The sequence below is a fragment of the Skermanella sp. genome, assembly GCF_059503625.1.
In genome coordinates, this window is sequence record NZ_JCACHA010000759.1 from 1 (window position 1) to 10,165 (window position 10,165).

Here is a 10,165-nt window from a genome sequence, read left to right on the forward strand (position 1 = left end):
GCTCCCATCGCTATGGCCATGGCAAGGCGGAGTCGCTGGCGGCGCTCGCCCAGGCTGCCTTCGTCACCGGATCGGCCGTTTTTCTCAGCTATGAGGCGATCAACCGGCTGATCAATCCGCAGCCGATCCAGGAAAGTCTTGCCGGCGTCGCCGTCATGATCCTTTCCATCTTCCTGACCGTCGGCCTCGTGGCATATCAGCGCCATGTGATCCGACGGACCGGATCGATGGCGATCGGCGCCGACAGCCTGCACTACAGCGGCGACCTGTTCATGAACCTTGCGGTGATCACGGCGCTCGTGATCACCGATGCCACCGGCATAGGGTCTGTGGACCCCATCTTCGCGCTCGGCATCGCCGCCTTCCTGGTGTTCGGCGCGACCCGGATCGCCAAGGGGTCGCTCGATACCCTGATGGACCGCGAACTGCCGCATGCCGACCGGAAACGCATCCGGGACATCGTCATGGCCCATCCTGCCACCCGTGACATGCACGACCTTCGCACCCGCAATGCCGGCAGCATCGTCTTCATCGAACTGCATCTGGAACTGGACAGCCACCTGACGCTGGCCGCCGCCCACGACATCACCGATGCGGTGGAAGCCCAGCTGATGGAGGCCTTTCCACAGGCCGAAGTGCTGGTCCACCAGGAACCCTACGGCCTCAGCGACGACCGGCTCGACACCCGGATCGCCGAAGCCGGCCGGCTCCGGCGTGGTTTGTGAAATCTTAACCTCGATAACCCGATCATCTGACGTGGATATGGATCAGGCGACGTTCGGGGTCGGTCGTGATACGGAAACTGGCTGCGCTGTTGATGACCGTGCTGGCGCTGACCGCCTGCCAGGATGAGGTGCCGTCCGAGGACGCAATAGCAAGCCTGCTTGAAGCTTCCACGAACCAGGAACTGGCGCTCGTCAGGATCGGACAGGCGGCGGGACCGAACGCCGGGATGATCCCCGACGCCGTGCGGATCGTCAATTTGAAGAAGCTGGGTGCCGTCACCGACAGCAAGGGGATCTACGTAGCCTCGATCCAGTTCGACGTGATGGTCGAACACAAGGGTGCCCTGACGCTCAACCAGCGCGGCGCCAAAGCAAGGCTCAAGTTGAGCCGCGCCGGGAATGGATGGCAAGTAGTCGAGAAGCAGTAGCCGATCCAATCCCGCATTGCGGCATGCTGTCGCTAAAGAACTTATCTATCCGGCAGTTTTCATATACCTTTCAATAATAAACACCTATACGAAAGAGTTAGGTTTCAGTTTCTAATGAACTCCATCGTATCGAAACAGAATACGATGGCAGGATTTTTATTAGATTTATTATTGTTGTGTGTGGTTAACTAGCAGATTTGGCGGCGTTTTATTTTGCGGAGACCACTGTTAAGAGAGTGCCTCGAACAGGTCGCCTCGACGAATTTCGGAGCTCTCGATGGGTGTTTTCTCTGCAAGCGCGGGGAGTCAGCTTCTCAGTTTCTTCACCGGCCGCAGGCCGAACCATGCCGCCTTGCCCAGGCCGGCGCGGGAAGAGAGCGACGCCTGTGCGGAGCGGACGATAGGCCCTTCGATCCCCGAGGACGGCTTTCGGGCGGTGTCGGAATTCGACGGCAAGATGCTGGAGGCGATGTTCACCGAAGCCGGAGGAGGTGCCGGCGCCGGTGGCGATGGCGGTCTGGAAATGGAGGAAAACGCCAAGCGCCCCGGTGGGGAAGGTTCGCGCAACTGGGGAACCGACTACGGAGCCGCCGCTTCGGCTGTCGCCGCCCTGGATGTGCGAACCCTGACTACCCGAGCCGCGGCGGCGGTCGCAGTGGCGTCAGGCGATCTCGGCGCGGACGGCCTGTTCGATCAGGACAATGCCGATGGCTGGACGGAACTTCTGCAAAAAGCGGGCACTCCGCGCGAAGGCTTCGGTTTCGATGCCGGGTTTACCGGCGATGCCGAAGCCGGCTGGATATCCGATCCCGAGAGCGGAGAAGGTTTCCCAAATCTGCGCGGTCGCGGGCACCTGCCCGATCTCAGCGAGGCTATCGGGGCGAGCGACGGCCTGAGGCAGCGGGTGGCCGATTTCATGTCTTCGGGCCGGGGTGGGGCGGACGCCGGCTTCCTGGTCACGGTGGAACGTGAAGTAACGGGAATCCTTTACGGCTGGGCTGGGATCGACGGAACCGGAGGCGGCGCAGCCGACAGGGCACAGGCCAGCTTTCTGGACAGCTATTTCGGCAATGCTTCCGGCGTCGGGATTGCGAACGTCCTGCCGCCGGAAGAGATATCCAGCCTGTTCGACGAGGTCCGCGATGCGGCGATGCTGAAACTGGCCGGGCAGGGGCCGGTAGCGGGCCTGTTCCGTGACTTGTCCTATGATGCGGACGCAGACCGTCTGACCGGCAGTGCAGCCATGGACCGGAACATGCTGACCGCATTCGGCAGCAGCGCCGCCACCCTGGGGCCGGATGGCGAGGCCGGAGCCTGGCGGGCCTTGGGCAGAGCTGACCCACAGCTTCGAAGCGGTGCTCGGGTCTTCCGGCGCATTGACGACGCTGTTCACGGACATCTGCGGCCGGGGAGCGGAACTGGCCGGCCGGATAGGCGAGGGCATGCGCGTTTTCGGCATCGACCCCGGCGGCCTGAAGGTCAAGTTGCCTGGGAGCGAAGACGCCGGCGAGGAGGGCGGGAGCGCCGAAGACGACGGCAGCGGGACCGAGCTGGGATCGACCGGCGCGGGAGATGCCGACCCGGCACCCGACGGCAATGCCTCGGCCTCGAACCGGGATGCCTGCGACGCGAGCCAGGACTGGTCTGCCCTGCCGGGAGGTTCCGGCACTTCACAGGGGTTCGGCGGTCTGTTCGGCGACTACCCGGCCGACCGCTCCCAGTCGCGGGATTCCATAAGCGACGGTTTCCAGTGGCAGTCCGCCGCCTTGTTCCAGATCCCATCGATCGCAGGATTCTCCATCTTCGACAGCTTCGGCCAGCCGGAATTTCAGGCTGTATGAAGTTGGTGCGTTTTCAACTAAAAGCATAAGAGCCGAGATCGATTCCGATCGACCGATAGATTGAGCGTTTAAGTCATTCGCTAATTAAGGTTCATTTAATAAACAAATGTGAGCATTTTGAAACGGAGGAATCAGAACTCCGAAACAATTAAAAATGGATCTGCCAGCCTATGGACACCATGCTGAGCGGTAAGTCGTTCCTGATCGGCGCGGTAGCGCAGGAAGCGGGAACGCTGGGGATCGAAATCGCCGACGTTGCAGGCAGCGTCGAGGATGTCAGCTCGCGCATGGCGAAGAAGACGGAGATCTTCGCCGGGCTGAGTGATGCCGCCCACAGCGTGACGAGCAGCAGCAGCCATATCGCCACGGCTGCGAAGGCGGCGCGTTCGGTCGCCCATGGTGCGTTGACCGAAGTGGAGCAGTCGCGCGGTCGTCTCAAGACTTCGCTGACCGACATCGGCGCCCTGGTCGAAGGTGTCACCGGCATGGAAAGCCAGCTTGCCGGCCTGCGTGAAGCACTGATCCGGATCGGCAAGGTCGCCCAGGAGATCAACGCGATCGCCAAGCAAACCAACCTGCTGGCATTGAACGCGACGATCGAGGCGGCACGGGCGGGCGAGGCCGGACGCGGGTTCGCCGTGGTTGCCGGCGAGGTGAAGGCTCTGGCGAGCAAGACGGGCGAGGCCACCGCCGAGATCGACACGACCCTACGGTTTCTCAACGAACAGGCACGTCTGCTGATTGCCGAGAGTGGCGAGAGCATGGTCAAGGCGAAGGCCGTCGGAGCAGGCACCCAGGCGCTGGGATCCATGATCGACATGGTCGGCACCGCGATGGTCGAGGTCGACCGGGAAACCGGACGGATCGACGATGCCGCCATGGTGATCGGCGAGACGTCGCGGTCGTTCGAAGCCCGTATCGCCGACATGACGGGCGACGTTCAGCTTTCCAGCAGCGACCTCAACTCCGCGCGCGACAGGGTCAACAAACTGCTTGGGGTCAGCGAAAGGCTGATCGGGATCATTGCCGAGCTCGATGTCGAGACGATCGACACTCCCTTCATCCGGCACGCGCAGAACACCGCCAGCCGCATTTCGGCTCTCTTCGAGGATGCGATCCGCTCCGGGCGGCTGACCGAGGATGCGCTGTTCGATGAAGCCTACCAGCCTATCCCCGGCACCGATCCGCAGCAGCTGCGGTCTCGCTTCACCGATTTCACGGACGCGATGCTGCCGTCGATACAGGAGGCCCTACTGGAATCCGATAAGCGGATGGTGTTCTGCGTAACGGTCGACCGGAACGGCTATCTGCCGACCCATAACAGGAAGTTCTCCAAGCCCCATGGCGCCGATGTCGCCTGGAACACGGCCAACGGGCGTAATCGGCGGATCTTCGACGACCGCGTCGGTCTGGCCGCCGGCCGCAATACGCGGCCATTCCTGTTGCAGACCTACCGCCGGGATATGGGAGGCGGGCAGTACTGCCTGATGAAGGATGTTTCGGCGCCGATTACCGTCGGGGGCCGTCACTGGGGCGCGCTGAGGCTCGGCTATACGGCATCGACTTCCTGATTCGCGGCTGTTACGTCGTCAAACCAGGGGAATTATTGGCAACAAACGCGAACGAAATCCTGTTACCTTGGCAATGTGTCCTATAAAGCAGGGGTGAGGCTGCGAGTTTGCAGGAATATTCACTGATTTCTTGCAAATGAAGGCCCTATCCTTGCGAACTTGCATGGACGCCATCATGGTGCCGCCGGCTTTCGCACTACGGGGTTCAGCCGATGCAACAGATTAGATTATCGCTCTACCGCTGGCTGAAGTCCGTCATGGATGAGCGCGACTGGACGGCTTCCGCATGGGCCAGGCGCGCCGACGTCACCGCGACCAACCTGACGCGCTTTCTGAAGGACCCGGGAAACGCCAGCATGCCGAGCGCCGAGACGATCGGGAAACTGGCTTTCGCCGCCGGATCGGAACCGCGCTTCCTGTCGACCAATACCCAGCTGTCGCCCGCCTGCCGGGTGCCCGTACTCAGCCACGACCAGATCCTCAGGGTGATGGCCCTATCGCGTACGGACGCGCAGGATTATGTCAGCGCTGCGCTGAACGGCGGCGGACCGAGCGTTCTGCTGGACCATCCGACATCGCCCCGTGCCTTCGCTCTCCAGATCAACTCGCTGCACATGAACGCCGGCGGCTTGCTGCCGCGCGACCAGATCGTGATCGAGCCGGTCGATCAGGTGCCGCCCCGCAAGGGCGACATGGTGATCACGGTCGATGGAAACTCTATCTGCGCCTATCGCTACTACCATCCCCAACTGGTGCCCATCAGCACCGATCCCGACTGCTGCCCCATGGTCGCCGAAGGCGCCGAAGTCGTCGGCGTCGCCATCCTCGTCGTCCGGCCGCTGCGCGCCGAGGCGGTCGTCTGACACCGGCGCGAGGCGGTAAGCACCAGTTTTCCAGTCTGCCGCGACTCGGACTCCGTTCCGAGTCGGATTCTCGATCCCGTTCCCATTTTGTTCTTGGTTAATTGCGATTTCGCAGTTAACATTGGGGAAACTATGCCCATATAGGGATGACGCTGATGCGAAGGTGCAGCAGCTCAGGGATCGACAGATGGCATTGTCCGAAGACCAGAAAGAGTTCCGGGCCGGGCGCATAGGGTCCAGCGACGCAGCCCGCATCATGGGCGGCGACTGGGCGACTCTATGGCTCGAGAAGACCGGTAAGGCGGAACCGCCTCGGCTGGACTTCGTTCCGGCAGTACAGATCGGCATTGCGACCGAACATCTCCATCCCCGCTTCTATACCTTTCGCACAGGAATAGGTGCCTATCCCGCCGATCACCGTACCTATGTGCATCCCAGGTTCGACCATATCGTCGCCAACCTGGACTTCATGACCTGGGAAGCGCCGCCGCGCGACCCGATGGAGCCGCCCGACACCATCCTCGAGGCCAAGTTCCATTCCGGCTTCAAGACCGACGAGGATCTGGCGACCAAATATTACTGGCAGCTTCAGCACCAGATGATGGTGTCCGGCTACCGGCACTGCATCCTGTCCGTCCTGCGCCCTACCGGGTATTCCTGTCTGGCGGTCGAGCGTAACGACTCGGACGCCGGGCTGTTGCTTGAAACGATCCAGGCGTTCTGGTGGCATGTCGAGAACGATATCGAACCCGGTGACCCGCTGCCGTTGGAAGCGCCCGATATCGAGGAAATGACCGTTCTCGACATGTCCATGCATAACCGCTTTGTTACGGTCGGCGGCGTGCTGAGCGACAACCACGACCGGGTACAGGCTTACCGGGCGGCCGAGGCCGAACTGAAGGCGATGATGCCGGCCGGTGCCCGCATTGCCTTCGTGCCGCCGTCCGATCCGGCGGCGCGCGGTATCGTCCTCAGCCGGTCGCGGGACGGCAAGCTGTCGCTGCGGCTCGGCGACCTGCCGCGCAAGTACCGGAACCGCTCGGAGACCTGGCTGCCGGAGCCAGCTTACGACCTTCTGAACGACTGAGCTTTCTGACCTGATCGAGCCTTGGAGAACCGCAGCATGCCACGCTTTGCAAAGCCGGCCGAAGGGCCGGAAACCGAACACGCCCCGGCCGGCGGCCAAGTGCCCATGCGCGACGACGCCATGCGCGACAACCCCGTGCGCGACAATATGGAGTTCTGGAACGCGCTGAAGCGGACCGACCCCAAGGCGACCAAGCCGTTCCAGCGGGCCGGCGGCTTCCGCGGCACCCAGATCGATCCGGCCTGGCGTCTCCAGATGATGACAGAAGTGTTCGGCCCGGTCGGCAAGGGATGGGGCTACGAACAGCTGGAGTGGACGATCGCCGAGCGCATGGTCTTCATCTGCTGCCGCGTCTGGTACGTCGATCCGCAGAGCGGCGAGAAGCACTTCACCGGACCGCAGTGGGGCGGCACCGAGATGGTCCGCCGCAACCGCGACGGCACCGAGCGTCCCGACGACGAGTGCTTCAAGATGTCGATGACCGACGCCATCGGCAAATGCATGCTCCAGGTCGGTCTGGCCGCCGACATCTATCTGGGCCAGTTCGACGACAGCAAGTATCGCGAAGAATCGGAAGTCTTCTACACCGTCAAGAGCAACCCGGATCTTCAGCCCCCGGCAGTCGAAAAGTTCGAGGCCGACCTGAAGGAGAAGCTGGACGCCATAGCCGACCTTGACGCGCTGGACGACCTGTGGCGCAGCGGCATCAACGCCCGGATCCGGGAAATCGGCTCGGTCGACAAGGCCGCGCAGAACCGCATGATTTCCGCTTTTTCGCAGAAGAAGAACGAGATCCTGAAACGCCACGAGAACGACCAGCAGGCGGCCTGACGCCGCCTGCCGCCGGTCAGGAGAATTCCCGATGTATCAGCGCTTCATAGCCGTCGGCCGCCTTGGCCGCGATCCGGAAATCAGCATCACGGCCGGCGGCAGCCGCATGGCGAGCTTCAGTCTTGCGACCAGCGAGGTCGCCAAGGGCGAGGAACGGGCGGAGTGGCACCGCGTCGTCGTCTGGGACGAGCGGCTGGTCGACGTGATCGAGCGCCGTGCCCGCAAGGGTACCCTGGTAGCGCTGGAAGGCCAGATCCGGACCCGCCGCTGGAGCGGCAGGGACGGCAAGGACAACCACTCGACCGAGGTCGTGCTGGACCGTTTCACCAGCCGTTTCCAGGTCCTGTCGGGCGCACGCCCGCATGAGGAAACCGTGGACGGCGTCGAGACCAACCAGCCGGTATTCGACAAGAGATTCGCCTTCGACGAACTGCCGTTTTGATGGATGCGATATCGCATTTTTCGGCGGAGGCACCATCTTAGTATCACTGCATAAATGCAGCTCCGCGCCCGGAGGAAGCCTCACTGGAGGACCCCTCGCATGACCATGACCGACAACGCCGACATCGGCGAAATCTACCGTTCCCCCAGTGGTCTGCTGACGCGCACCGCCTGGGAAGACGAACTGGAAAGCTCCTTCGACCAGATGCCCCGCTGGTATCGGTCTGCCGCCGAACGCGACCGCCGGTTCGCCCGCTGGGTCCACGCCGAAGCGAAAGGGCTTGCCTGCCACTTGGACCGTCTGGTCCGGCCCGATACCAAGCCGGCGCTCGCCCGCCATCTGCGTGCCGTCAGTCAAGCGCTCTGGGACGACGCCGACTGGGCGCGCCACCGCATCGACGGCAGCATGGACGAGGCCGCATGATGAGAAAGACATCCGAGATGACGCTGGAACAGCTTCAGAAGCGCCTGCGCGAGGCTCATGCCCGCATCGGCTTCGAAGGCCGCTTCGCTTTCACTATCGATCAATCCGCGGCGCTGAGTGCCGGCAAGGGACACGGCGGCTGCTACGTCACCCATTGGTTCCGCCCGACGCCCTATGCCTTCGAGGACTGCAAGGCGGTAGGCGCCGGTTCCGTCGCCGACTGCATCGCGGCACTCGACCGCTATGTAGCGTCGTTCCCCAAGGCCATGACCGACGAGGAAGTCGGCATGACCCTTGGCGTCGTTCCCCGGCATGAGGAACGCTACGAGGTCGCCGCCGAATAAGGCTTGCCCTCTTCCGCCTTGGAAGAGGGCAGGTCGATCGCGGGACCGCGGCTTCGAAGCCTGCGGTCGCCGAGCCTCCGACCGGTAAGACGTGCCGGCTTCAGCCCTTCGTAGCGCGAGGCATACTTGCCGACATATCCTTTCATGCAGGCGCGGTGGAACCGTTGCGACTGCGTTTCCCAGTCGTCACCGGGTCTGACCCAGCTTACATAGGTCGTGCCGGTCCTGTGGTCGGTCCGCAGATATCGTCCGATACCCTTGTCGCCCGTGACCCACTGGCCCGGCTGTAGCCGCAGGGCTCCTTCCGACAACAGCATGGATACCTGCGACGTGAGCTGGATGGTTGGAAGATACCGCATGATCGTTTCTCCGCAGCGAGGTTCGAAACCCCGGAACAGACATGCCGCAGGTCGACGCGAGCCGCTCATCCGGTAAACCGGCGGCAGAGCGTTCGAGCCTTGAAGGCAGCATTACGGGGACAGATTATATGTGGTGTTTTTGGTACATCTTTCAAGATGTTCCATTGTTCTTGGTTGGAACAAAGCATGAACGTATAATCTATTTCGGGACCTTCCATGGTCCTCATTCCTATCAATCCTGGAAAAGATGATGGCAGCGACGAAAAACCGCCCTTCCGACACTGTGTCGATGCGTGTCGAGCACGCCCTCAACCTTACCCGCGGCCGGCTGAAGCTGTGGCTGGTCTTCGAAGACGATACCGCTGTGGCGGAAGCGCGTATCCTGATCCAGCAAAAGAAGGCCCGGCATCTGCTGGCGCTTTCCCGCAACGACCTCGAGCGCCGTCACGAGAAGGCGGTGCGCGAGATCATGGAACGCTATGCCGGCATATCCCAGCCCGCCGCTCCGCCGGAGCCGGCAGTCGCCGCATCTCCGGAGGTCCGGACGGCGGAAGCAAAGCCCGCTCCCCGGCGCCGCACCAAATCCCGGCAACATGCCGAAGCGCTTTCCGGTTAGGGTGCAATGACAGCGTTGGCAGCAGCAGCGGTTCAGCCGAGGGTGGCACCAGGGACCAAACAGAATGCGCCCGCAGCGCCCGACCGGGAAGTGCTGGCGGGTCTGGTCGAACGGGTGACCTTTCACAATGCGGAGAACGGGTTCTGCGTCCTCCGCATCAAGGCGCGTGGCCATCGCGATCTGATCACCGTCGTCGGCCATGCCGCGTCGATCTCGGCGGGGGAGTTCGTCCAGGCGACCGGCGCCTGGAACAACGACCGCACCCACGGCCTCCAGTTCAAGGCCGGCTTCCTGCGCACGACGATGCCGACCACGGCGGAGGGCATCGAGAAGTATCTCGGCTCCGGCATGATCCGCGGGATCGGCCCTGTCTATGCCAGGAAGCTGGTCAAAGCCTTCGGCGCGGACGTCTTCGACGTGATCGAGCGGGAGGCGGACCGGCTGCGCGAGGTTCCCGGGATCGGCCCCGTCCGCGTCAAGCGGATCATCTCCGGCTGGGCGGACCAGAAGGTGATCCGGGAAATCATGCTGTTCCTGCACTCCCACGGCGTCGGCACGTCACGCTCGGTCCGCATCTTCAAGACCTACGGCGCCGATGCGATCCAGCTCATCTCCGAAAACCCCTACCGGCTGGC

The 10,165-nt window shown here is 62.8% G+C and carries 14 protein-coding genes; 12 read left to right on the top strand and 2 right to left on the bottom strand.

Features of this window, described 5'->3' with window-relative positions; genetic code table 11:
- Together AC5JJ6_RS26295 and AC5JJ6_RS26300 are read left to right on the top strand one after the other, a co-directional pair.
- Positions 1 to 725, top strand: a 725-nt coding sequence (locus tag AC5JJ6_RS26295; RefSeq protein ID WP_496044904.1) for a cation diffusion facilitator family transporter, incomplete at its 5' end; no start/stop codon positions are given.
- Between the two features lie 65 nt (positions 726 to 790).
- Positions 791 to 1,153, top strand: coding sequence for a hypothetical protein (locus tag AC5JJ6_RS26300; protein ID WP_496044905.1), 363 nt, complete (start codon positions 791 to 793; stop codon positions 1,151 to 1,153).
- Between the two features lie 661 nt (positions 1,154 to 1,814).
- Here AC5JJ6_RS26300 and AC5JJ6_RS26305 read toward each other — a convergent pair.
- On the bottom strand, positions 1,815 to 2,546 hold the full coding sequence (locus AC5JJ6_RS26305; protein ID WP_496044906.1) for a hypothetical protein: 732 nt from the start codon (positions 2,544 to 2,546) through the stop codon (positions 1,815 to 1,817).
- On the opposite strand from AC5JJ6_RS26305, the gene AC5JJ6_RS26310 reads away from it, so the two are divergent.
- The 8 genes from AC5JJ6_RS26310 (at position 2,530) to AC5JJ6_RS26345 (ending at position 8,555) form a co-directional block, all read left to right on the top strand.
- Positions 2,530 to 2,994, top strand: a complete 465-nt coding sequence (locus tag AC5JJ6_RS26310; RefSeq protein WP_496044907.1) for a hypothetical protein — start codon at positions 2,530 to 2,532, stop codon at positions 2,992 to 2,994. The two genes, AC5JJ6_RS26305 and AC5JJ6_RS26310, sit on opposite strands and share 17 nt — an antisense overlap.
- 170 nt (positions 2,995 to 3,164) lie before the next feature.
- A complete protein-coding gene (locus AC5JJ6_RS26315) occupies positions 3,165 to 4,565 on the top strand; it encodes a methyl-accepting chemotaxis protein (RefSeq protein ID WP_496044908.1) in 1,401 nt (466 codons plus the stop codon).
- Between the two features lie 212 nt (positions 4,566 to 4,777).
- The gene (locus tag AC5JJ6_RS26320) at positions 4,778 to 5,428 is read left to right on the top strand and encodes a helix-turn-helix domain-containing protein (RefSeq protein ID WP_496044909.1); all 651 of its coding nucleotides are present in this window, start codon (positions 4,778 to 4,780) and stop codon (positions 5,426 to 5,428) included.
- A 187-nt stretch (positions 5,429 to 5,615) separates the two neighbouring features.
- Entirely contained in the window at positions 5,616 to 6,515 is a 900-nt protein-coding gene (locus AC5JJ6_RS26325; protein ID WP_496044910.1) for a YqaJ viral recombinase family protein, read from the top strand.
- 36 nt (positions 6,516 to 6,551) lie between these two features.
- On the top strand, positions 6,552 to 7,346 hold the full coding sequence (locus tag AC5JJ6_RS26330) for a hypothetical protein (RefSeq protein ID WP_244619393.1): 795 nt from the start codon (positions 6,552 to 6,554) through the stop codon (positions 7,344 to 7,346).
- 31 nt (positions 7,347 to 7,377) lie between these two features.
- Positions 7,378 to 7,788: a single-stranded DNA-binding protein gene (ssb, locus tag AC5JJ6_RS26335; protein WP_496044911.1), complete on the top strand. Its 411-nt coding sequence runs from the start codon at positions 7,378 to 7,380 to the stop codon at positions 7,786 to 7,788.
- A 99-nt stretch (positions 7,789 to 7,887) separates the two neighbouring features.
- Entirely contained in the window at positions 7,888 to 8,211 is a 324-nt protein-coding gene (locus AC5JJ6_RS26340; protein ID WP_244619392.1) for a hypothetical protein, read from the top strand.
- Positions 8,211 to 8,555: a hypothetical protein gene (locus tag AC5JJ6_RS26345; RefSeq protein WP_496044912.1), complete on the top strand. Its 345-nt coding sequence runs from the start codon at positions 8,211 to 8,213 to the stop codon at positions 8,553 to 8,555. Before AC5JJ6_RS26340 ends, AC5JJ6_RS26345 begins: the two co-directional genes overlap by 1 nt.
- On the opposite strand, the gene AC5JJ6_RS26350 is transcribed toward AC5JJ6_RS26345, so the two are convergent.
- Positions 8,534 to 8,914 (bottom strand): hypothetical protein, encoded by a 381-nt coding sequence (locus tag AC5JJ6_RS26350; protein ID WP_496044913.1) that lies wholly within the window; start codon positions 8,912 to 8,914, stop codon positions 8,534 to 8,536. The genes AC5JJ6_RS26345 and AC5JJ6_RS26350 overlap by 22 nt on opposite strands.
- 250 nt (positions 8,915 to 9,164) lie before the next feature.
- On the opposite strand from AC5JJ6_RS26350, the gene AC5JJ6_RS26355 reads away from it, so the two are divergent.
- Together AC5JJ6_RS26355 and AC5JJ6_RS26360 are read left to right on the top strand one after the other, a co-directional pair.
- Positions 9,165 to 9,530: a hypothetical protein gene (locus AC5JJ6_RS26355; protein WP_496044914.1), complete on the top strand. Its 366-nt coding sequence runs from the start codon at positions 9,165 to 9,167 to the stop codon at positions 9,528 to 9,530.
- A 6-nt stretch (positions 9,531 to 9,536) separates the two neighbouring features.
- On the top strand, positions 9,537 to 10,165 hold a 629-nt coding region (locus tag AC5JJ6_RS26360), incomplete at its 3' end, for a YrrC family ATP-dependent DNA helicase (protein WP_496044915.1).

Bases quoted from the DNA above. Each gene is read 5' to 3' on its own strand.
- AC5JJ6_RS26355 (WP_496044914.1), top strand. From the start codon at position 9,165: ATGGCAGCGACGAAAAACCGCCCTTCCGACACTGTGTCGATGCGTGTC.
- AC5JJ6_RS26315 (WP_496044908.1), top strand. From the start codon at position 3,165: ATGGACACCATGCTGAGCGGTAAGTCGTTCCTGATCGGCGCGGTAGCG.
- AC5JJ6_RS26320 (WP_496044909.1), top strand. From the start codon at position 4,778: ATGCAACAGATTAGATTATCGCTCTACCGCTGGCTGAAGTCCGTCATG.
- AC5JJ6_RS26330 (WP_244619393.1), top strand. From the start codon at position 6,552: ATGCCACGCTTTGCAAAGCCGGCCGAAGGGCCGGAAACCGAACACGCC.
- ssb (WP_496044911.1), top strand. From the start codon at position 7,378: ATGTATCAGCGCTTCATAGCCGTCGGCCGCCTTGGCCGCGATCCGGAA.
- AC5JJ6_RS26340 (WP_244619392.1), top strand. From the start codon at position 7,888: ATGACCATGACCGACAACGCCGACATCGGCGAAATCTACCGTTCCCCC.
- AC5JJ6_RS26345 (WP_496044912.1), top strand. From the start codon at position 8,211: ATGAGAAAGACATCCGAGATGACGCTGGAACAGCTTCAGAAGCGCCTG.
- AC5JJ6_RS26350 (WP_496044913.1), bottom strand. From the start codon at position 8,914: ATGCGGTATCTTCCAACCATCCAGCTCACGTCGCAGGTATCCATGCTG.
- AC5JJ6_RS26325 (WP_496044910.1), top strand. From the start codon at position 5,616: ATGGCATTGTCCGAAGACCAGAAAGAGTTCCGGGCCGGGCGCATAGGG.